Genomic DNA, 21,775 nt, shown 5'->3' on the forward strand with positions numbered 1-21,775 from the left:
CCCGGCCCGCCCTCCGCCCGGTGTCGCCGGGCTGTCACGACGTCTCCGCCGCCGTCGCGGCCTCGACCGCCGTCTCCGCCGGCAGCCGCTCCGCCGCGTCCGCGGGTGTCGTGCGGGGTGGCAGCAGGGCCAGCACCGCCTGGCGGTCGGCGTCGCTCGTCGCGTCGTCGTACGGGTCCGGGGTCGCCGGGACCTGGAGGCGGAGGACCGGTCCGTTGCCGAGCCGGGCGTAGCCGCGGCCCGGGGGCAGCTGGGCGGTCGGTGTGGTGTGCGGGGGAGCGCCCAGTACGCCCTCCAGCTGGGCGGTGGTGGCGGGCCCGAGGACGACCCGCGCGCGGGTGTGCTGCCGTACGGCGTCGCTGAGGGTCTCCGCGCTGTCGAACTGCTCGGCCACCACGACCGTCACATGGGCGGCGCGGCCGTGCCGCAGCGGCACGTGGAGCAGGGACTGGGGGTCCTTGCGGCCGTCGGCGGCGGCCACGTACGCGAAGGCGGTCGGCCGGTCCAGCAGGAGCCAGAGGGGCCGTTGGGTGTCGTCCGGTGCGGGGTGCCCCCCCGACCGCGCGCGGTTGACGGCGACCAGCCGGCGCTCCGTCTCGTGGGCGGCCCACTCCAGGCTGGCCAGCGCGCCGGTCAGCCCGCACTCGATCCCGAGGACACCGTCCCGGCCGGTGAGGCAGGCGTAGTCGCCGGTGCCGCCGCCCTCGACGATCAGTACGTCGCCGTACCGCAGGGCCTGGAGGGCGATGGAGCGCAGCAGGGTGGAGGTGCCGCTGCCGGGCTGGCCCATGACGAGGAGGTGCGGTTCGGTGGAGCGGATGCCGGTGCGCCAGACGACGGGCGGGACGTCGCGGTGTTCCGCCCCGTGGGCGAGGGGGAGCGTGCGCCGGACCCGGGTCGGGTCGGTGAAGCCGAGGACGGTCTCGCCGGGAGCCGTGACGAAGCGCTGGGCGGCGATGTCGGTGCGGAGCGGGGCGAGGACGGTGACCGCGAGCTCGTTGCCCTCCTCATCCCAGTCGAAGTGGTACTCCCGGCCGCGGCCGGCCTTGGTGGTGAGCAGCTGCTCGATCCGCGCGCGGGATTCGGCCTCGCCGTCCGTGAAGTACGGCGGGTAACTGATGACGAGGTGGCCGACACGGTTCTCGTCGTCGAACTCGAAGTCGGGGAAGGCCTTCTCCCAGTCGCCGCCGTGGGTGAAGAGGGGGTCCGGGTCCTCGGCGGCCGAGAAGTAGGGCACCAGGGCCTCGTAGAGGGACCGCAGGCGCTGGGTCTGGAACTCGTCCGGGCCCTCGGGTGACCCCGGGGTCCGGTCCCTGCCGTGCCATGCCGCCGCCGCCATCAGGAGGACGACGGCGAGCAGTGGTCCGTACGGCACCAGCGCCATGACCAGGACCACCGAAGCCACCAGGAAGAGCAGCGGGCCGCGCCTGTCCTTGGGGGTCGCGGCCCATCTGCGCCGCCCGGCCGATGCCAGCCGGCGCAGCCCGCGCGTGATGGTGATCAGCGGGTGGAGGACGTCGGTGGCGCCGTCCGCCGCCGTCCTGGCCAGCTCCCGGCTCCGGGCGATCTGCGCGCTGCCGTTGCTCAGGATGCGGGGGAGGGGGCGCCGGGCCACTGCTGTCTCCTGGAGGTGCGTACGGGTGGGGGCGTCAGAACTTGATTCCGCCGAGCAGACTGGCCAGGCTCTCGCCGCCGGCCTTGATGCTCGGTGCGATGGCCGTGCTGGCCATGTAGAAGCCGAAGAGCGCGGCCACCACGGCGTGGGAGGCCTTGAGGCCGTCCTTCTTGAAGAAGAGGAAGACGATGATGCCGAGAAGGACGACGCCTGACATGGACAGAATCATTTGAGCTCTCCTGGTTCGTGGGGACGGTCACCATGAGTTGTTCCAGGATCACAGGATGTATCTATACGATAAAAGGTGCAACTAGGTGAATCTTGGTGGATTTCCCCCCGATGGCCGAGCCAGCCGGCCGGTCCGCGCCGGGGTGAGGGCTCGACCGCCCCGGAGGGTGATCTTCGCCTCACCGGCGCTCCGTCCTGTCTGCGCCGAGCCAGTACGCTGGCGATTCACCCGAACCAGTGAGAGGCGGCCGGACCGATGAGTGAAGCCCCCGATCCCGAGGTCGTGGAGCTCGCGACCAAGATCTTCGATCTGGCCCGGCAGGGCGGGACCGACGCGCTCGTGGCGTACGTGGACGCCGGCGTTCCGGCGAACCTCACCAACGACCGCGGTGACTCCCTGCTGATGCTCGCCGCCTATCACGGCCACGCCGACGCGGTACGGGCCCTGCTGGCCCGGGGCGCCGAGGCCGACCGCATCAACGACCGGGGGCAGACCCCGCTGGCCGGAGCCGTCTTCAAGGGCGAGCAAGAGGTCATCAAGGCCCTTTTGGAGGCCGGCGCCGACCCCGCCTCGGGCACCCCCTCGGCGGTCGACACGGCCCGGATGTTCGGCAAGACGGAGCTGCTCGCGCTCTTCGGCACCAGCTGATCCGCGCCCGGGGAGCCGCCCGGAACAGGCCGTCTGACCAGGCAGCACAAGGAAAAACGGGGGATCACGGGGGAAAACGGGGGGAAGGCAGCACGACGCCGCCCGAAATTTCGGTCGCGGCGGCGAGAACCGCCGGGTCATCATGACGTCGTGATTCACGGACGCGGTGGCCGGGCAGGAGTTGCCGCACCGCGCGGCCCGTGAAGGGCCCGCACGGGCCACCGACGAGAGGCAGAGGAAAATGGGACACAGCAAGCAGGAAACGGCGGGCGCCCCCACGTGTTGTCACGCGGCCAGGTAGTGCACGTCCCCCGGTTGCGTCGACGCTTGATGTGAGGCTGTTTCCCATGTTCGATCCGGTCATAGCGCCCAGCGGCACGCTGCTCGGCCTGCTCCAGCGGGGCCGCGGCGACGGCACACTGCACGCGCTCACCGCACCGCGGGCGGAAGCGCTCGCGGCGCTGAACCACTGTGTGCTGCGCGACCCCCGCCACGACTGGCAGGTGGAGAACCGCTCGCTCTACTACGCCCGCCTCTACCTCGATCTCAACGGCGACCTGGACGCCGTCCGGGCCCACCTCTTCGACGTCGAGGACGTCCTCGACACCGAGGAGTCCCGCACCGGCCTCGCGCTCGCCGTCCTCGGCCACCTCGCCTCCTACGGCCGGCGGGACGCGCTGGAACTGCTGCGCAGGTACGCGGCGCACGGCACCAACTGGGCCTGGGCGCTGGACGAACTGGCGCTCCGGGACGACGACGCGGGCCTGCGCGCCCTCGCCGCCCCCGTCCTGGCCCGGTTCACGGCCGACCCCGAGGGCGAGGCCGAACTGGCCGCCACCGTGCGCGACGCCTTCGAACCGCGGCCCTGGCGGCTGTGGGCCGAGGATCCGCGCGAATCGGTCGCCGCACGCGTGCGTGCCGCCCACGAGGCCGGCTGCTTCGACCGCTGGCAACGCCAGATGCGACCCAGCGGACCCCGGCCCGGATGGAGCGTGCGCGCGGTCTTCGAATGGGCCCAGCAGGGGGTCGAACGCGGCGCCGCCCTCCATGTCCCGGCCGCCCGCTGCCTCTCCGCCGTCGCCGGTCCCGAGGACCGGCCCGAGATCGTCGAGGCCGCCCGGGACGGCGGCGAGGGCGCCCGCTGCACGGCCCTGCGCTATCTGGCCGACAGCGGCGCCACCGAGGCCCTCGACCTGATCGAGCGGGCTGTCGCCACCGGTTCCGCGCCGGTCGTGGAGGCAGCCGTGGACGCCTTCGAACGGATGCGGTCCGCCGCCGCGGTCGACCGGGCCCGCGGCTGGGCCCGCCGCCCCGACCCGCTGGGCGCCGCGGCCGGACGGATGCTCGCCTGCCGGGGCGGAGCCCAGGACAGCGACCTCGTCCTCGGCGCTCTCCGGGAGGCCGTCATGGGCGAGGGCCCCGACGCGCCCACGCTCTGGACCCTGGTCGACGGCGCCGGCCGGCTCGGCATCGCCTGCGCCGCCCCCGTCCTGCGCCACGTGTACCGCGAGACCGCCTCGTCCCATCTGCGCGGCCGGGCCGCCCGCGCCCTCGCCGCGACCGACCCCTCCTTCGCCACCGGATTCGCCGTCGAGTGCCTGTGGGACTGCGAGGAGACCACCCGCGAGATCGCCGCCCGGCACGCCGAGACCGGTGACACCCGCGTCGTGGAACGGCTGCGCCGGCTCGCCGCCGACCCAGCCGAGGAGGCCGAGGTGCAGACGGCCGTACGGAGCCGGATCGGGCCCGATCAGCCCGCCGCGTGAACACCGGGTGACCCGCGGACCGGCTGGGCATGGACGCGGCCCGCCCCGCGCGGGTGAGCAGTCCAACGCTCATGGGACGTTCATCGGCGACACAGATCCACGTTGACGCGGCCACGTCCAGTACGGCGACAACACGGGTATGCGTGTCGTCATCGTGACCGAATCCTTTCCCCCCGATGTGAACGGCGTGGCCCACTGCGCCCTCCAGACCGCCCGGCACCTCGTAGACCGCGGTCACCATCCGCTCGTCGTCGCGCCGGCCACCGCGGCCGGTCCCGGGTCCGACGCCCGGTCGCCGTGCCCCGTCATCCGAGTCCCCTCCCTCCCGCTCCCCGGCTACCCCCAGGTCCGGGTCGCCCTCCCCACCCGGCGGGTCGCCGCGACGATCACCGCGCACGGCGCCGACCTCGTCCACCTGGCCAGTCCCTTCGTGCTCGGAGTCCGCGGAATGGCGGCCGCCGCCCGGCTCGGCGTCCCCGCCGTGGCCGTCTACCAGACCGATCTCGCCGGATACGCCCGCACCTACATGGGGGCCGGCGAGGCCGCCGCCTGGCGCCGCATCCGCTCCGTCCACGCCGCCGCCGACCGCACCCTCGCGCCCTCCACCGCCGCCCTGCGCGACCTGGAGACACACGGGGTGCCCCGGGTCCGGCTCTGGCCGCGCGGCGTGGACACCGCACGCTTCCGCCCGGCCCGCCGGGACGAGGCGCTGCGCCGCGAACTCGCCCCGAACGGCGAGGTGATCGTCGGCTACGTCGGCCGCCTCGCCCCCGAGAAACAGGTCGAACTCCTCGCCGCCGCCTGCGACGTGGCAGGAGTCCGCGTGGTGGTGGTCGGCGACGGGCCCAGCCGCCCGCACCTGGACGAGGCGCTGCCCGGCGCGGTCTTCCTCGGCCGGCGCACCGGCGACGAACTCGCCCGCATCTTCGCCTCGTTCGACATCTTCGCCCACACCGGCCCCTTCGAGACCTTCTGCCAGACCGTCCAGGAGGCCATGGCCAGCGGCGTCCCCGTCATCGCCCCGGCCGCGGGCGGCCCGCTCGACCTGGTCGCCCACGGCCGCACCGGACTGCTCATCCCACCCCGCGACGGCAGCGCCGTGCGGGACGCCGTACGCGTCCTCGCCGCCGATCCCGTGCTACGGGCCGCCTACGGCGCCGCCGGGCGCGCCACCGTCGAGGGACGCACCTGGGCGGCGGTCGGCGACCAGCTCATCGCGCACTACGGCGATGTCCTCGCCGGTCGCCGGACGGCGGTGGCGGCATGAACACGGCCTCCCTGCGGATCGTCCGGCTCGCCAACTTCGTCACCCCCGCCTCCGGCGGACTGCGCACCGCACTGCGTGAACTGGGCAAGGGCTACCAGGCGGCCGGCCACCACCCCGTCCTCGTCGTCCCCGGCGAACGCCACAGCGACCGGCAGACCGAGCAGGGCCGCGTGATCACCCTGCCCGGACCGCTGCTGCCCGGCACCGGGGGCTACCGCGTGCTCACCGACAGACGGCGCGTGGCCGCCCTCCTGGAACAGCTCGCCCCGGACCGCATCGAGGTGTCCGACCGTACGACGCTCAGGTGGACCGGCAAGTGGGCCCGGCGCGCCCGGGTCCCCGCCGTGATGGTCTCCCACGAGAGCGCCGACGGCGTGCTGCGCACCTGGGGGCTGTCGGAGGAGCTGTCCCGGCGCACCGCCGACGCCCTCAACCTCCGTACGGCGCACACCTACGCGCGTGTGGTGTGCACCACGGAGTTCGCCGAGCGGGAGTTCGTGCGGATCGGCGCCCGCAACGTCGTACGGGCACCCCTGGGGGTCGATCTGGTCGAACGCCACCCGGCGCTGCGGGACCCCGGGCTGCGCGCCCGGTACGCGCGCGTGGACGAGGTGCTGCTGCTGACCTGCACCCGGCTCTCCGTGGAGAAGCGGCCCGGTACCGCGCTGGACGCCCTGGAGGCGCTGCTGCGGCGCGGGCGACGGGCCGTGCTGGTGGTGGCCGGGGACGGGCCGCTGCGGGCCCGGCTGCACCAGCGGGCCCGGGACCGCGGGCTGCCGGTCACCTTTCTGGGGCATGTCCCCGACCGGCGGCTGCTGGGCGCGCTCCAGGCATCCGCCGACGTCTGTCTGGCGCCGGGGCCGGCCGAGACGTTCGGGCTGGCCGCGCTGGAGGCGATGGCCTGCGGCACGCCCGTGGTGGCCAGCGCTTCGTCGGCGCTCCCGGAGGTCATCGGGCCCGCGGGAGCCATGGCCGCGGACAACGGCGAGGCCTTCGCGGACGCCGTGCGGACGCTCCTGCACCGGCCCGAGGCCGAGCGGCGCGAGGTCGCACGCGCGCGTGCGGAGTGCTTCGGCTGGAACGCCGCGGTCGACGCCTTCCTGACCGCCCACGACGCCGACGTGCCGGCACGGGGTCTCGCTCCCTCGGCGCCCGGGAGCGCGGCGTGAGAGGCGTCCGTTTCGTGGCCCTCGGGGACTCGCTGACCGAGGGGGTCGGCGACCCCGTGGGCGCGGGGTGGCGCGGTTGGGCCGCGCTGCTGGCCGGCGGACTCGCGGCGGAATCGGTGGACTTCACCAACCTCGCGGTCAGCGGGGCCCAGACCCGGGACGTGCTCGAACGCCAGACGCCGGCCGCGCTGGCCCTGCGCCCCGACGTCGTGTCGGTGGTCATCGGCGTCAACGACACCCTGCGCTGCACCTTCGACATCCACGCCGTGGCCGCCCGGCTCGACGAGGTGTACGCGGCCTTCACCGCCCAGGGCGCGGTCCTGCTCACCGCCTGTCTGCCCGACCCGGGGGCGAGGCTCGGCCTGCCGGGTGTGCTGGCCCGTCCGCTGGCCCGGCGGCAGCGGGCGGTCAACGCCGTGGTGCACGCGCTCTCCGAGCGGTACGGGGCGGTGCATCTGCACGCGGCGGAGGGGGCGTGGCTCAAGGAGCGCGCGATGTGGAGCGCGGACCGGCTGCACCCCGGGGAGCGGGGCCACCGTCAACTGGCCGCCCGTTTCCATACGTTGCTCATGAGTGAACGCCTCGCGACCGGGGCGCCGCCCTCACCGGTGCCCGAGTTCCCCGCGCCCACCAGGTCGGCGAGTCTGCTGTGGCTGGCCACGGCGGGCACCGGCTGGGTGGCGCGCCGCTGCACCGACCTGCTCCCGCAACTCCTCAACCTCGCCGCCGAGGAACTGCGCCACCGCGCGCGGGGCACCAGCGGACGCCTGGACCTGCGCGCGTCGCACGCGGTGTCGACAGCCCTGGCAGCCCTGACGGTGACCGACCGGCCCCCGGACGTCGCGTGAGGGGGCCGACTCCGGAGCGGCGGCGACCAGCCCGGTCCGGGGGGCGCCACCGGAAGCGTTCGGTCCGGTCCCGGAGGCGTCCGCTCCGTGGTGCCGTTCCCAGCCGGTCGACCCGGGTGTCGCCGTACATCGCCCGACCCGGGGGCATGCCGCCGAAAGGGCGTCTCCCTCGCCGTCAACGGCGTCGCACGGCCACGAAGCGGATCGGTGTGCCGGGCGTCGCCTGGGCGGCGGCAGGCAGGTCGGCGGCGCGGACGACCGCGATCACCGGGTAGCCCCCGGTGGTCGGATGGTCGGCCAGGAACACCACCGGGCGGCCGTCCGGCGGTACCTGGACAGCGCCAAGTACCATGCCCTCACTGGCCAGTTCACCGGTCAGGGCCCGCTCCAGGGCGGGCCCCTCGGTACGCAGCCCGATGCGGTTGCTCGCCGAGGAGACCCGGTACGCGCGGGACGTGAACACGCGCAGCGCTTCCGGGGTGAACCAGTCGTCCCGGGGCCCCGGCGTCACACGGAGCACCAGCTCGGCCGGGGGAGAGGGCTGCGGGGCGACGTCCACGCACGCGTGCAGACCGGTCGGGGTCCCCAGGGGCAGCACCGTGCCGTCGGTGAGCGGTGGCGGGCCCAGCCCCGAGAGCAGGTCGGTGGAGCGGCTGCCGAGCACCGGCTCGACGCCGACCCCGCCGTCGAAGGCGACATACCCGCGCACTCCGGAGACGGCCGTTCCGACGTCCAGGACGGCCCCCGCGGGCACGCGCACGGGAGCACCCCAGGCGACCGGCCGGCCGTCCACGGTGACCGGACAGGGCGCACCCCCGACCGCGGCGGTGACCGCCGAACGAGGCCGCAGCGCACACCCGTTGAGGGTCGTCTCCAGGACGGCGGCCTCGGGCGGATTGCCCACCAGCCGGTTGACGAGCGCGGCGGCGGGCCGGTCGAGCGCCCCGGAGCGCGGCACCCCGAGGTGCGCGTGACCGGACCGCCCCAGATCCTGCACGGTGGTCAGCACCCCGGCCCGTACGACGGACAACGCGCGGTCCGTCATGCGCCCCCCTCCGCGACGAACCGCACCCGCGTCCCCGGTGTCAGCAGGGCGGCCGGTACGCGTGCGGGGTCCCAGAGGACCGCGTCGGTCGTGCCGATCAGCTGCCAGCCGCCCGGTGACGAACGCGGGTAGACGCCGGTGTACGGACCCGCCAGGCCCACCGCGCCGGCCGGGACGGCGGTGCGCGGAGTGGCCCGGCGCGGCACGTCGTAGCGGTCCGGGAGGCCGGAGAGGTAGGCGAAGCCGGGGGCGAACCCGCAGAAGGCCACCCGGAACTCGGTCTCCGCGTGGACGCGCGCCACCTCCCGTTCGGCGATGCCCCACAGGGCGGCGACGTCGGCGAGGTCGGGACCGTCGTAGCGCACGGGGAGCCGGACCACCTCGCCCGTGCGCGGGGGAGCGGGCGGTACGTCGGCGGCGGTCAGTTCGGCGGCCAGCCCGAGGGGGTCGTCGAGGCCGTCCAGGAGGACCGTACGGGCGGCGGGGACGAGCTCCCGGACGGTCAGCGAGCCCTCCGCGCGGCGGCGCGTCAGCTCCGCGTGGACGGCCTGTGCCTCCTCCCCGGAGGCGACCTCGACGAGCAGCGCGCTGTCGCCGACGGGCAGTGCCCTCATACGAAGGCCCCCACCCGGACACCCGACTCCAGGAGGCGTGCCCGGACCCGGCGGGCCAGCTCCACCGCGCCCGGCGTGTCCCCGTGCAGGCACAGGGAGCGGGCGCGTACCTCGATGCGGGTCCCGGAGAGCGCGGTGACCGTCCCGGAGCGGGCCAGGTCCAGCGAGCGCTCCACGACGGTGTCGGGATCGGTGACCACCGCTCCCGCCCGGTCGCGCGGCACCAGCGTGCCCGCGTCGGTGTAGGCCCGGTCCGCGAACGCCTCCGTGACGGCCGGCAGCCCCGCCTCCGCGGCCAGCGCCAGCACCCGCGAGCCGGGCAGCCCGAGCACCGGCAGCGTGGCGCCGGCGAGGAGCACGCCGGCGACCACCGCGGCGGCCTGCTCCTCGTCGCGCACGACCCGGTTGTAGAGCGCGCCGTGCGGCTTCACGTACGCCACCCGCGCGCCCGCCGCACGGGCGAACACCTCCAACGCGCCGATCTGGTAAGCCACTTCGGCCGTCAGCTCGGCGGCCGGCACGTCCATCGCGCGCCGGCCGAACCCGGCCAGGTCCCGGTAGGAGACCTGCGCGCCGATCCGTACGCCGCGCTCGGCCGCCAGCTCGCACACCCGCCGCATGGTGACCGGGTCCCCGGCGTGGAAGCCGCAGGCCACGTTGGCGCTGGTGACGACGGAGAGCAGCTCCTCGTCGTCGGTCAGCCGCCAGCGGCCGAAGCCCTCGCCGAGGTCGGCGTTCAGATCGATCATCATCACTCCTGGTCAGGCCACGCGGTACTGCTCGTCGCGGGCGTCGGTGAGGAACATCTGGCCCGGGGCGTGCGTGATGGCGAAGGGCGGGCGCGAGGCCATCACCGCGGCCTGCGGGGTCACTCCGCAGGCCCAGAAGACCGGGATGTCGTCCGGCCCGGCGACGACCGGGTCGCCGAAGTCGGGACGGCCGAGGTCCGCGATGCCGAGCGCCGCGGGATCGCCGCACAGGACGGGCGAGCCGTGCACCGCCGGGAGCAGACTGGTCTCCCGGATCGCGGTCGCCAGATGCCGGGCCGGCACCGGGCGCATCGAGACGACCATCGGCCCGTGCAGCCGCCCGGCCGGCCGGCAGGCGCGGTCGGTGACGTACATCGGGACGTTGCGGCCCTGCTCGATGTGGCGGATCGGGACGCCGGCCCGGCTCAGCGCCCACTCGAAGGTGAAGCTGCACCCGATGAGGAACGTCACCAGGTCGCCCCGCCAGTACGCGCGCGTGTCCGTCGGCTCGTCCACCAACTCGCCGTCCCGCCACACCCGGTAGCGCGGCAGATCCGTGCGCAGGTCCGCGCCGTCGGCCAGCACCGTCGTCCAGGAACCGGCGTCGGTGACGTCGAGCACCGGACAGGGTTTGGGGTTGCGCTGGCAGAACAGCAGCATCTCGTACGCCCAGTCGGCGGGGACCGAGATCAGGTTGACCTGGGTGTGGCCTGTCGCGACCCCGGCCGTGGGGCCCGTCAGCCCCTTGCGGAAGCGGGTCCGGGCGGTTTTCGGACTCCACGCGTGCGCGTGGTCGTCGACGACGGTCACCGGGCGGTCTTCGGTGCGGTTCACTCCAGTTCCTTTCCGCGGGTCTCCGGCAGTCCCAGGAGGGCCAGCGCCGCGATGCCGTAGCCGATCGCCCCGAAGACGAGCGCGCCGCCCACGCCCCAGCTGTCGGCCAGATAGCCCACCAGGGTCGGGAAGACGGCGCCCACCGCGCGGCCCGTGTTGTAGGTGAAGCCCTGTCCCGTGCCGCGCAGCGCGGTCGGGTACAGCTCACTCAGGTAGGACCCGAAGCCGCTGAAGATCGCCGACATGCAGAACCCGAGCGGAAAACCCAGTACCAGGACAAGGGTATTGGCGCCGTCGGGAATGTGCGTGTAGGCCACCACGCAGATCGCCGAGAGCAGGGCGAAGAGCCAGATGGTGCGCCTGCGCCCCAGCCGGTCGGTGAGATGACCGCCGGTGAGATAGCCGAGAAAGGCACCGGAGATCAGGAAACTCAGATAGCCGCCGGTGCCGACGACCGAGAGACCGCGGTCCGTCTTCAGATAGGTCGGCACCCAGGTGGCGAGGGTGTAGTAGCCGCCCTGGACGCCGGTGGAGAGCAGGCCCGCGAAGACCGTGGTGCGCAGCAGCCCCGGTGTGTCCGCGGTGGCCGGCCGGAAGATCGCCGCGAACGAGCCCTTCCGGGTGCTCCGTTCGCGCGCGGCCTTCGCCTCCGGGGCGTCGTGCACCCGGCGCCGTACCCACAGCACGAGCAGCGCGGGCAGCGCGCCGGTCCAGAACATCACCCGCCAGGCCAGGTCGTCGCCGACGAAGGAGAAGACCAGCGTGTAGACGACCGCGGCCAGCGCCCATCCCGCGGCCCACGCGCTCTGCACCGCGCCGAGGGTACGGCCGCGGTGCCTGGCGCTCGCGTACTCGGCGACCAGCACCGCGCCGACCGCCCACTCGCCGCCGAAGCCGAGGCCCTGGAGGGCGCGGAAGACCAGCAGCGTCCCGTAGTTGGGCGCGAAGCCGCAGGCGACCGTGAAGACGGCGTACGTGATCACCGTGACCAGCAGGGCCTGGACGCGGCCGATCCGGTCGGCGAAGACGCCCGCGACGGCGCCGCCGACCGCCGAGACGACCAGGGTGACCGTGGTGAACAGGCCGGTCTGGCCGCTGTCCAGGCCGAAGTAGGCGGCCAGGGCGACCATGCTCAGCGGCAGCGTGAAGTAGTCGTAGGAGTCCAGGGCGTAGCCGCCGAACGCGCCGCCGAAGGCGCGGCGACCCTGCGGGCCGAGGGCGCGCAGCCAGGCGAACGTGCCGTCGTCGGCGGTGAGTTCGTCCCCGTCCGGCGGTGCGCCGGGGGTCAGGGCCTGAGGTGGAGGAGTGGTGCTCATGTGCACCTCGCAGAAGGAGGACGGAGGGTGCGGAAGGGATGAGCCGTGCCGTGCGGGAGCCGTCGGCGCCGGGTGAGCGGGTGGCGCCCTGAGGAGAAAGGTAGAGGATCGTTGAACGATCCTTCAATACCTATGTTGTTTCGTTCTTCTCTCTGCGGTTGAATTCCGGGCATGGCAGATCAGCTGGCGGGACTGGCCGACGACCGCGCCCTCCTGGGCCGTACGAGCACCGCCGAACGCGTCTCGGACATCCTCCGGAGCCGGATCGCGGACGGCTACTTCCCGCCGGGCACCCGGCTCTCCGAAGACAGCATCGGCGGCGCCCTGAGCGTCTCCCGCAACACGCTCCGGGAGGCCTTCCGGCTGCTCACCCACGAGCGGCTGCTCGTCCACGAGCTGAACCGGGGCGTCTTCGTCCGGGTGCTGACCGTCGAGGACGTCGAGGACATCTACCGCACCCGCCGCCTCGTCGAGTGCGCCGTCGTACGCGGCCTGGCCGAGCCGCCGTACGCCCTCCGACAACTGGACACCGCCGTCGTCGAGGGGCAGCGGGCCGCCGCCGAGAATGACTGGAAAGCGGTGGGCACGGCCAACATCCACTTCCACGGCGGCCTCGTCGCGCTCGCCCACAGCGCCCGCACCGACGAGCTGATGCGCAGCGTCTTCGCCGAACTGCGCCTCGCCTTCCACCTGGTGGACGACCCCGAGCGGCTGCACGAGCCCTACCTCCAGCGAAACCGGCAGATCCTGCGGGCGCTGGAGGCCGGCGACCGCGCCGGCGCCGAGCGGCTCCTCGCCGTCTACCTCGACGACTCGCTGGACCGGGTCGTCGACGCGTACCGGCGGCGGGTCGGCGCGGACGGCCCGTCGCCCGGCTGACCCCGCGCGCCCGGCACGGCGGGTGCGGCGGGCGGTGGCTTCTGCGTCGTTTGGGTCGTTGTCAGACCGAGGACCTAGTCTGTGCACCGTGACTTCGCCTGCATCGACGGACAGCGTTCCGCCCCAGTTCAGCGCGGGGCCGCGCCCCGCGCCGGGGCCGGCCGCCGACGAGGGACTGGCCCGGCGGCTGCGCGCCCTCGCCTGCACCGCGCCCCTGCACGACCTCGACGCCCGCAAGGCCAACCTCGCGGGCGAGTACTCGGTCTACGGCATGGCCGAGGTGGCCCTCGCCGCCATCGACCTCGTCACCCTGAACATGGACTTCGACACCGGCGCCGACCACGACCAGATAGTGGCCAGGCTCATCCCGCGCATCTCCGCGCAGGCGCCGGGGCGGCCCGTCGCCGAGCACGAGCGCGTGGCCCGCTGGGTGTTGGAGAACCTGATCAACGTCGGCAGCGTCGACCGCGGCTTCCGCGCCGTGTACGGCACGTTCACGACGGACGGCACCTACGTGCGCCGCGACTACGACTTCAAGCTGATCGAGGAGGTCCCCGGCTACGGCGGCGGCGTCTACCTCCGCACGACGGACGAGGCCGTCAACGTCCTGGTGGGCGCCCTCGACACCGACGTCACCAGCGCGCAGATCGCCGCCGAGGTCAAGCTGGAGGTGCTGATCAGCCGCGGCCGGCTCGCCGACGCCCAGCTCGCCGCCGAACAGGCCCGCTACCGCACCGTGCAGTACGCGGAGACGCTCCGCCGCGCCCTGGACGCCACCCGGCGCAACGTCCGGGCGGTGGACTGGCTCAACGCCGTGCCCGACCTGATCGCCGAGGCCCTCGACCACGTCGCCGACCGGTACCGCCACGAGAACGCGATCCTCACCAACATCCGCAAGGCCCGCGACGAGTCCGAGGATCCCGAACAGAAGCGGCGCGCGGCCGAACTGGTCGACATCGTCAAGGACTGCATCCGACGCCACACCCAGCTCCAGGCACGCCTCCTGGAGGCCGGCCCGCTCTTCCGCGCCGAACAGGACCGACAGGCCTTCGCCACCCCCATGACCACCTCGGGGATCGACCTCTACGGCCATCTCGTCGCCCCCGTGATGCCGTTGCCCCTGGAGCGGGCGATCCGGGTCACGGACGCGTTCTTCGCGCGCGGCACCGGACTGCGCACCCCCGTCTCCGTCCGGGTCGGTGACCTCGTCGAGATCCTCCTCACCCCGCCCGCCGAACGGGAGCACCTCGGCGCGGAGATGCCCGAGCCCGACCTCATCGCCACCCCCGACGACAGCCGGTTCAGCGAGGAACAGCTGGCGGCCGCCACGGAGTTGCTCGACCTGCCCGCCGACGCGCCCCGCCGGCTCTCCGGCCTGCTCGCCGAGGCCCGCCGCAAGGACGCCGAACTCCCGTACCTGGTAGCCCTGTTGGCCGTGCACGCGGCGAGCCCGCCGGTCGGCACCGCCTACCGGCAGGGCGAGCAGAAGCTGCTCTTCGCCGTGGACGACGGGACCGAACTGGACGACATCGAGTTCGGCGGGGCCGACCTCATAGTCGGCACGGCCCTGCTGGACGCGGCGGGCATGGCGGCCGACCGGACGGAGGCCGCCTGAACCATGACCCACCGCCCTGCGCACCACCTCAGCAAGGAGTCCCGACCGTGACCGAGCACGTCGAATGGAGCGAGCCGGAGGCCGCCGCCGCACCGGTGAGCACCCCCGTCACGCCCGCCGACGCCGCCGACGCGGCCCGCCTCGTCGCGTTCGGACTGCAGCCCAGACTCCAGCCCGCCCGGGACCAGGAGTACACGGAGCTGCTGCGCCGCTACCGGGAGGACCCGCCCTTCGCCCGCCTCGCCGACGCCGTCGCCACCGGACTCGGCCTGGTCGTCCTGGAGGTGTCCCCGCGCGCCGGCATGGCCGTGACCGCCGCCGAGGACTCGGTGTTCGCCGTCCGCATGGGCGACTACGCCCGCCGCACCTCCGCCGACGCCGCCGACCGCTTCCTGCACGGCCTCGCCCATCTCGCCGTCGCCGCCATGGCGTTCCCGCGCCCCGAGGACCTCGCCGACGACGGCTACATCGGGCGCGTCACCGTCAACGGCGTCGACGCCTTCGTACGGCAGGCCTGCCGCCGTCTGGAGGAGCGGGCCGACGAGCAGGGCGAGAACACCGACCCGGCCACCGACGCGCCCGCTCTGGAGGCCGCGTGGCGGATCTGGGTCAGACGCAGCGCCACCGGAGCCACCAAGGACGCCCGCAGACTGGCCGGTTCGACCACCGGCATCGTCGGCAAGGCGACCGCCTTCCTCACCGAATCCGGCTTCCTCCAGCGCACCGGCGACGACAACGGCGGCACGTACCGCACCACCGCCCGCTACCAGCTCCAGGTGCGCGACATGGCCGGCAGCGCCGCCCTCGCCGAGCTGCTGGAACTGGGCGTCGTCCCGGTCACCGACGGCACCGCGACGCTGCTGCCCGCCGAGCAGACCGACGACCTGGAGCTGGTGGCCGACGCAGGGCTGCCGTTCCACTCCTGAACCCCCCACACCTGCCGAAGACTTACGACGAGAGTCCGCCATGTACGAGCTGTCCCGGGTCCGCCTCTACTCCATCGGGCCCGCCGGTGCGCGCTACGCCGACACCGTGCTTGACCTGCGAGGCGTGGGCGAGCCCGTGCCCGAACCCGCACCCGCCCAGGCCGAGTTCTTCCAGGACGAGCCCGTCGGACCGCCCCGCCGCCCCGCGCCCGCCGGAGTGCTCTTCCTGGAGAACGGCGGCGGCAAGTCCGTCCTGCTCAAGCTGATCTTCTCGGTGATGCTGCCCGGCCACCGCAACACGCTCGGCGGCGCCAGCTCCGGCGTGCTGCGCAAGTTCCTCCTCGCGGACGACTGCGGCCACGTCGCCCTGGAGTGGCAGCACACCCTGACCGGCGAGTGCGTCGTGGTCGGCAAGGTCAGCGAGTGGCGCGGACGCCAGGTCTCCAACGACCCGCGGAAGTTCGCCGAGGCCTGGTACTCCTTCCGGCCCGGCCCCGGCCTGAGCCTGGACAGCCTTCCCGTCGCGGAGTCCACCGCCGTCCGCCGCCCCGTCGAGGGCGCCTCCGGCGCCCAGGGCCGACGGCGCACGATGAAGGGCTTCCGGGACGCCCTCACCGAGGCCGGCAAGGCGTACCCCCACCTCGAAGTGCACTGGGAGGAGATCCACGACCGCTGGATCGAGCACCTCGGCGACCTCTCCCTCGACCCCGAACTCTTCCGCTACCAGCGGGAGATGAACGCCGACGAGGGCGAGGCCGCCGGCCTCTTCGCGGTCAAGAAGGACTCCGACTTCACCGACCTGCTGCTCCGCGCGGTCACCGACACCCGCGACACCGACGGCCTCGCCGACCTGGTCGGCGGCTTCGGCAACAAGCTGGGGCGACGGGCCGAGCTGATCGCCGAGCGGGAGTTCACGGCCGGCTCCGTCGACCTCCTCGGCCGGATCGTCGACGCCGCCGAGGCGCGGGCCCGCGCGCGTGACGTCCACACCGCCGCCGAGCGCCGCACCCGCGCCCTCGCCCGGCGGCTGTCCGCCCGCGGCGCGCTGGAGCGGGTCCGGGCCGCCGACCTCGCCCAGCGGGTCACCGCCGCCGCCGACGCCGTCACGCACGCGGAGCGTGACCGCTCGCGCGGCGCGCGGATCGCCGCCGAACTCGCGTACCGGCACGCCTCGTTGGCGCTCGCCGCCGCCGAGCGGTCGGCCGCGGCGCAGAAGCGCGAACTGGCCGACGCGCGCACCCTGCACGCCGCCTGGCAGGCCGCCGAGGCCGTGTTGCGCCACCGGGCCGCCGCCGACCGCTCCGCGCGCGTGGCCGTCGCGATCCGCGAGGCCGAGCGGGACGCCGCCCCGGCGCTCGCCGCCCGCGCCCAGGCCGCCGCCGACCTCGTGGGCGCCCTGCACGCCGCCGCCGAGAGCGCCGAGAGCCTCGCCAACGAGGGCGAGGAACGCTCCGCCGCCCTGCTGGAGGCCGGCGAGACCTCCCACCGGGACGCGACCTCCGCCGCCACCGAGGCACAGCGCGCCCGCAGCGAGGCCGGTCATCTGCGCCAGCGCCTGTCCGAGGTCGAGCAGGAGACCGCCGAGGCGGTGCGCGCGGGCTGGCTCGACGACAGCGCCCCCGACGCCGACCCCGCCCGGGCCGCGCTCGCGGCCAGCGACGCGGAGAAGACCGCCGTGGCCGCCTGGGACACCGCGCGCGAGGCCGCGCGCCGGACCGCTGAGCACGCCCGCGAAGCCGCGTCGGCCGAGTCCCGCGCCGAACTCACGGCCGCCCGGGCCGCCGACGCGGCGACCGCCGCCGAGCGGAGCCACGAAGCCGAGCGGCGCCTCGCCGACGGCCTCGCCGCGGAGGAGCGGCTCGCGGAACTGCTCAGCCTGCCCGGCGCCCGCCCCGCAGTGCCGATGCCCCGGACCGCGGAGGGAACGGGGCCCGGGGACGCCGGCCGGCCCGCGCCCGCCCGCGCCGACGGTCCGCTCGCCCCCGAGCAACTCGACCGGTACGCCGACGAGTTGCGGGAACTGCTCGACGACTCGGTGGCCTCCGCCGAACGGCAGCTCTTCGAACTGCGGACCGCCGCGGCCGACGACTCCCGGATCCTCGGCGCCCTCGGTGACGGCGGACTGCTGCCGCCCGGCCCGGACGTGCTGGCCACCGTGGAGTTCCTGGGCGAGCACGGCATCCCCGCGCTGCCCGGCTGGCGCTACCTCGCCCAGGCCGTCGACCCCGCCGACCACGCGCGCGTGCTGGCCGCCCGCCCCGAACTGGTCGACGGCGTGATCATCACCGACCCGGACACCCACGCCCGGGCCCGGCAGACGCTCGGCGAGGCGGCGCTGCTGCCCCGGTCGGCCGTCGCCGTCGGCACGGCCGCCGCCCTGCTCGCACCGGCCCCCGCGCTCGACACGGACGACGGCGCCGTCTTCCTCGTACCGCCCAACCCGGCCATGCACGACGAGCACGCCGCGGACCAGGAGCGGCGGGCGCTGCGGACCCGGGCCACCGAGCGGGACGAGGAGATCCGCGCGCTCGCCGCGCGGCTCGGCAAGGACCGGGAGCTGGCCGCGCGGCTGGCGTCCTGGCGCACCGGCTGCCCGGCCGGCCGGCTGGTGGAGCTGGCCCAGGCCGCGCGGGAGACGCGCGCGTTCGCCGAGGAGGCCGAGGCAGAGCTGGCCGAGGCGCGCGTCGTGCGGGCCGAGGCCGACGAGACGGCCGCCGAGGCCGCCGGGGTACGGGACGACCGCCAGGAGGCCGCCCAACGGGCCCGGCGCGCCGCCGACGCCCTCGCCGGCCTCGCCTTCCGGCTCCGCGAACGCGCCGGCTGGCAGGTGCAACTGCGTGAACTCGCCGACGAGGCAGCGGAGTCGGAGGCCCGCGCCCAGTCCTGTCTGGAGCGTGCCCGGGCCGCCGACGAGGACCGGCGCGCCGCCCAGCGCGCCGCCGACGACGCCCGCCGCACCGCCCGCGCCCTGCGCGCCGAGCGCTCCGAGATCGCCGGTGCCCCCGACGACGTACCGCACGGTGATCCCGCGGCGGCCAGGTCGTCGCTGCCCGCACTCCGGGAGGCCTACCGGGCCGCCTCGCAGCTCTACGAGAAGGTCGGCGTCGGCGCCGACCTGCGGGCCGAGCAGGCGCGGGCGGAGAGCGACGAGAGCGCGGCCATCGCCGAGCTGGACCGGGTGAGCAACAAGGTCCGTACCCGGGCGGCGCAGTTGCTGGAGTCCCCGGACGGTTCCGACGGACCGTCCCGGCAGGCCGCCGCGGCCCGCGCCGAGGAACTGGTGCAGCTCCTGGAGACCCGGGTGTCGACCGCGAGCGAGCAGCTCGGCCGACTGCGCGGCGAGGCCGAGCGGCACGCCCCCGAGGACGGTGGGGCACACACCGAACTGGCCGAGGAACTGGTCCCGCGCGACGCCGAGCACGCCCAGGCGCTGCTGCGCACGGCGATGGCCGAACTCGGCGCGTACACCGACGCGTTGGGCCGGGCCCGCCAAGCGCACGCCGAACTCCAGGATGCCCACCGCGTGGCCGAGGACGGCGCCGGCGGCTTCGACGAGACGGCCGCTCTCCTGCGCGACCTGCTGCGTGAACACGCCTCGGACGACGAGACCGAGGAGCCGGAGCCGTACGCCGGCAGGCTGGAGGAGGCCCGCGACTCGGCGGGGGAGGCCCGCCGTTCGCTGCGCGGCTGCGCCGCCGAGCTGTCCGCCGCCGAGTCCGCCGTACGCGAGGCGAGCGACGTGCTCGTACGGCACGCCAACTCGACGCGGTACGAACAGGTCCGCACCCCCGCGCGGCAGCAGATCCGTGAGCTGCCCGCCGCCACACTGCCCGAGCACGCGCAGAAGTGGGCGGACGCCTTCGCGCCCCGACTCCGCGTTCTCACCGACGAGTTGGCGCAGTTGGAGCGGAACCGCGACTCGATCGTGGACCGGCTGCGCGGGCTCGTCGAGTCCGCCCTCGCCACCCTCCGCTCCGCGCAGCGGCTCTCCCGGCTGCCCGAGGGACTCGGGGAGTGGTCCGGACAGGAGTTCCTGCGGATCCGCTTCGAGGAGCCCGACCAGGCCACGCTCACCGAGCGGCTCGGCGAGGTCGTCGACGAGGCGACCCGGGCCGCTGTCCGCAAGAACTCCGACCTGCGGCGCGACGGAGTGTCCCTGCTGCTGAGGGGAGTCGGCGCCGCCCTCGAACCCAAGGGCGTCGCCGTGGAGATCCTCAAACCGGACGCCGTGCTGCGAGCCGAGCGGGTACCGGTCGGACAGATGGGCGACGTGTTCTCCGGTGGCCAGCTCCTCACCGCGGCGATCGCCCTGTACTGCACGATGGCCGCGCTGCGCTCCAACGACCGGGGCCGCGACAAGCACCGGCACGCCGGGACGCTCTTCCTGGACAACCCCATCGGCCGGGCCAACGCCACCTATCTGCTGGAGCTCCAGCGGGCCGTTTCCGACGCGCTCGGGGTGCAACTCCTGTACACCACCGGCCTGTTCGACACCACGGCACTGGCCGAGTTCCCCCTGGTCATCCGGCTGCGCAACGACGCCGACCTGCGGGCGGGGCTGAAGTACATCAGCGTGGAGGAGCACCTGCGGCCCGGGCTGCCGGTCCCCGCCGGGGAGGCGGGGCACAGCGAGATCACGGCCACGCGGATGTTCAAGCGGCCCGCGCCCGCCACCAGTGAGGCGCTTCCCTAGGCGTCCTCCTTCAGCAGATCGGCGCACTTCTCGCCGATCATCATCGTCGTGATGCACGGGTTGACGGAGATCAGGTCGGGCATCACGGAGCCGTCCGCGACCCGCAGGCCCGCGACGCCCTTGACCCGCAACCGGGCGTCGAGCGGGGCGGAGGCGTCGTCGTCCGCGCCCATCTTCACGGTGCAGGAGGGGTGGTAGACCGTGTTGTGGGTCCGGTGGATGTAGTCGAGCAGTTCGTCGTCGGTACGGACGTCGGGGCCCGGGGCCAGTTCGGCGCCCGTCCAGCCGCTCAGGGCCGGCTGGGAGGCGATCTTCCGGGCCAGCCGCAGTCCGTACGTCATCACCCGCACGTCGTGCTCGTGGGTGAAGTAGCGCGGATCGACCCGGGGCTTGTCGCGGTGGTCGCGGGTCCGCAGCCGGACCGTGCCGCGGGACCTGGCGCGGGTCACGTTCGGGGTGAGGCAGAACGCGTTCTCGGAGGTCGGGTAGCCCCACCGCGCGGTGTTCATGTCGAAGGGGACCGAGCCGTAGTGGAACATCAGGTCCGGCCGGTCCAGGCCGGGTTCGGTGTCGTAGAAGATGCCCGCCTCCCACCACTGGGTGGACGTGGTGGGCATCGGCTGCCTGGCGTCCCACATGATGACGCCCTCGGGGTGGTCCTGGAGGTTCTCGCCGACGCCCGCCGAGTCGACGGCCACCTCGACGCCGACCTCGCGCAGCCGCTCGGCCGGTCCGATGCCCGACAGCATCAGCAGCTTGGGGGTGTCGATCGAGCCGCACGACACGATCACCTCGCGCCGCGCCCGGACCGTCCGGGTGTGGAAGAGGCCGGGGTCCTGGTACTCGGCGCCGACACACCGCCGGCCGTCGAGGACCAGCCTCTTGGCGCGTACGCCCGTCCGTACGTCCAGGTTGGGCCGCTTGCCGAGTACCGGGTGGAGGTAGGCGACCGAGGACGACTGACGAGTGTTGTTCTCGTCGGAGTTGATCTGGAACCAGTGGGCGCCCCGGACCACCGTGGTGCCCGAGTTGAAGGGCGTGATCGGGATGCCCGCCTCGGCGCACGCCGCCAACAGGGCCGTGCCGCACGGGTCTTCGCCCTTGATGGTGCGGAGTTTCACCGGGCCGGTCCGGCCGTGGTGGTCGCCGGGAGCGTCGTTCGACTCCAACCGCCGGTACAGCGGGAAGAGTTCGGCGGCGCTCCAGCCCGTACAGCCCTTGGCCGCCCAGTCGTCGAGGTCCTCGGCCGGCGCCCAGAAGGCGATGCAGGAGTTGTGCGAGGAACAGCCGCCCAGCACCCGGGCGCGTGCGTGTCGCATGAAGCTGTTGCCGGTGGCCTGCGGTTCGACCGGGTAGTCCCAGTCGTAACCGGACTCCAACAGGCCCATCCAGCGGTCGAGTCGCAGGACGGCGTCGTCGCCGACGTCGCTCGGGCCCGCCTCCAGCACGCAGACCGTGACGGACGGGTCCTCGGAGAGCCGGGCCGCCACCACGTTGCCGGCCGTACCGCCGCCGACCACGACGTAGTCGAACTCGTCGCTGCTCATGGGTGGTTGACCCCC

At 74.3% G+C, this 21,775-nt stretch carries 17 protein-coding genes; 9 read left to right on the forward strand and 8 right to left on the reverse strand.

Annotated elements, in window-relative coordinates; all coding sequences use genetic code 11:
• Nucleotides 1-34: 34 nt before the first annotated feature.
• Both ABZT12_RS10855 and ABZT12_RS10860 read right to left on the reverse strand, forming a co-directional pair.
• Complete coding sequence (locus tag ABZT12_RS10855) at nt 35-1,615, reverse strand: hypothetical protein (protein ID WP_356380739.1); 1,581 nt, start codon at nt 1,613-1,615, stop codon at nt 35-37.
• Nucleotides 1,616-1,649: 34 nt separating this feature from the next.
• The gene (locus tag ABZT12_RS10860; protein WP_356380742.1) at nt 1,650-1,844 is read right to left on the reverse strand and encodes a hypothetical protein; all 195 of its coding nucleotides are present in this window, start codon (nt 1,842-1,844) and stop codon (nt 1,650-1,652) included.
• 255 nt (nt 1,845-2,099) lie between these two features.
• Here ABZT12_RS10860 and ABZT12_RS10865 point away from each other — a divergent pair, with 255 nt between their 5' ends.
• The 5 genes from ABZT12_RS10865 (at nt 2,100) to ABZT12_RS10885 (ending at nt 7,542) form a co-directional block, all read left to right on the forward strand.
• Nucleotides 2,100-2,492 carry an ankyrin repeat domain-containing protein gene (locus ABZT12_RS10865; protein ID WP_356380745.1) on the forward strand — a complete coding sequence of 131 codons (393 nt, stop codon included), beginning with the start codon at nt 2,100-2,102 and terminating at the stop codon, nt 2,490-2,492.
• Nucleotides 2,493-2,839: 347 nt separating this feature from the next.
• Nucleotides 2,840-4,258 carry a HEAT repeat domain-containing protein gene (locus tag ABZT12_RS10870; protein ID WP_356380748.1) on the forward strand — a complete coding sequence of 473 codons (1,419 nt, stop codon included), beginning with the start codon at nt 2,840-2,842 and terminating at the stop codon, nt 4,256-4,258.
• Between the two features lie 139 nt (nt 4,259-4,397).
• Complete coding sequence (locus ABZT12_RS10875) at nt 4,398-5,525, forward strand: glycosyltransferase family 1 protein (RefSeq protein ID WP_356380750.1); 1,128 nt, start codon at nt 4,398-4,400, stop codon at nt 5,523-5,525.
• Nucleotides 5,522-6,694 (forward strand): glycosyltransferase, encoded by a 1,173-nt coding sequence (locus ABZT12_RS10880; RefSeq protein WP_356380753.1) that lies wholly within the window; start codon nt 5,522-5,524, stop codon nt 6,692-6,694. Before ABZT12_RS10875 ends, ABZT12_RS10880 begins: the two co-directional genes overlap by 4 nt.
• Nucleotides 6,691-7,542 carry an SGNH/GDSL hydrolase family protein gene (locus ABZT12_RS10885; protein WP_356380756.1) on the forward strand — a complete coding sequence of 284 codons (852 nt, stop codon included), beginning with the start codon at nt 6,691-6,693 and terminating at the stop codon, nt 7,540-7,542. The genes ABZT12_RS10880 and ABZT12_RS10885 overlap by 4 nt, the downstream gene beginning before the upstream one ends.
• A gap of 175 nt (nt 7,543-7,717) precedes the next feature.
• On the opposite strand, the gene ABZT12_RS10890 is transcribed toward ABZT12_RS10885, so the two are convergent.
• The 5 genes from ABZT12_RS10890 to ABZT12_RS10910 are packed head-to-tail and all read right to left on the reverse strand — an operon-like array spanning nt 7,718 to nt 12,100.
• Nucleotides 7,718-8,587: a biotin-dependent carboxyltransferase family protein gene (locus ABZT12_RS10890; RefSeq protein ID WP_356380759.1), complete on the reverse strand. Its 870-nt coding sequence runs from the start codon at nt 8,585-8,587 to the stop codon at nt 7,718-7,720.
• A complete protein-coding gene (gene pxpB / locus ABZT12_RS10895) occupies nt 8,584-9,201 on the reverse strand; it encodes a 5-oxoprolinase subunit PxpB (protein ID WP_356380762.1) in 618 nt (205 codons plus the stop codon). The genes ABZT12_RS10890 and pxpB overlap by 4 nt, the downstream gene beginning before the upstream one ends.
• Complete coding sequence (locus tag ABZT12_RS10900; protein WP_356380764.1) at nt 9,198-9,956, reverse strand: 5-oxoprolinase subunit PxpA; 759 nt, start codon at nt 9,954-9,956, stop codon at nt 9,198-9,200. Before ABZT12_RS10900 ends, pxpB begins: the two co-directional genes overlap by 4 nt.
• Before the next feature lie 6 nt (nt 9,957-9,962).
• On the reverse strand, nt 9,963-10,784 hold the full coding sequence (locus tag ABZT12_RS10905; RefSeq protein ID WP_356380767.1) for a putative hydro-lyase: 822 nt from the start codon (nt 10,782-10,784) through the stop codon (nt 9,963-9,965).
• Entirely contained in the window at nt 10,781-12,100 is a 1,320-nt protein-coding gene (locus tag ABZT12_RS10910) for an MFS transporter (RefSeq protein ID WP_356380770.1), read from the reverse strand. Before ABZT12_RS10910 ends, ABZT12_RS10905 begins: the two co-directional genes overlap by 4 nt.
• 171 nt (nt 12,101-12,271) lie before the next feature.
• On the opposite strand from ABZT12_RS10910, the gene ABZT12_RS10915 reads away from it, so the two are divergent.
• The 4 genes from ABZT12_RS10915 (at nt 12,272) to ABZT12_RS10930 (ending at nt 20,213) form a co-directional block, all read left to right on the forward strand.
• Complete coding sequence (locus ABZT12_RS10915) at nt 12,272-12,979, forward strand: GntR family transcriptional regulator (RefSeq protein WP_356380773.1); 708 nt, start codon at nt 12,272-12,274, stop codon at nt 12,977-12,979.
• 88 nt (nt 12,980-13,067) lie between these two features.
• Nucleotides 13,068-14,594 carry a hypothetical protein gene (locus ABZT12_RS10920; protein WP_356380776.1) on the forward strand — a complete coding sequence of 509 codons (1,527 nt, stop codon included), beginning with the start codon at nt 13,068-13,070 and terminating at the stop codon, nt 14,592-14,594.
• Between the two features lie 47 nt (nt 14,595-14,641).
• A complete protein-coding gene (locus tag ABZT12_RS10925; protein ID WP_356380779.1) occupies nt 14,642-15,520 on the forward strand; it encodes a hypothetical protein in 879 nt (292 codons plus the stop codon).
• Between the two features lie 40 nt (nt 15,521-15,560).
• Nucleotides 15,561-20,213 carry a hypothetical protein gene (locus ABZT12_RS10930; protein ID WP_356380782.1) on the forward strand — a complete coding sequence of 1,551 codons (4,653 nt, stop codon included), beginning with the start codon at nt 15,561-15,563 and terminating at the stop codon, nt 20,211-20,213.
• Here ABZT12_RS10930 and ABZT12_RS10935 read toward each other — a convergent pair.
• Nucleotides 20,210-21,760, reverse strand: a complete 1,551-nt coding sequence (locus ABZT12_RS10935) for a GMC family oxidoreductase N-terminal domain-containing protein (RefSeq protein ID WP_356380785.1) — start codon at nt 21,758-21,760, stop codon at nt 20,210-20,212. The genes ABZT12_RS10930 and ABZT12_RS10935 overlap by 4 nt on opposite strands.
• Between the last annotated feature and the right edge of the window lie 15 nt (nt 21,761-21,775).

It is taken from the genome of Streptomyces sp. NPDC005423, from assembly GCF_040606415.1.
In the GTDB taxonomy this organism is placed as follows: domain Bacteria; phylum Actinomycetota; class Actinomycetes; order Streptomycetales; family Streptomycetaceae; genus Streptomyces.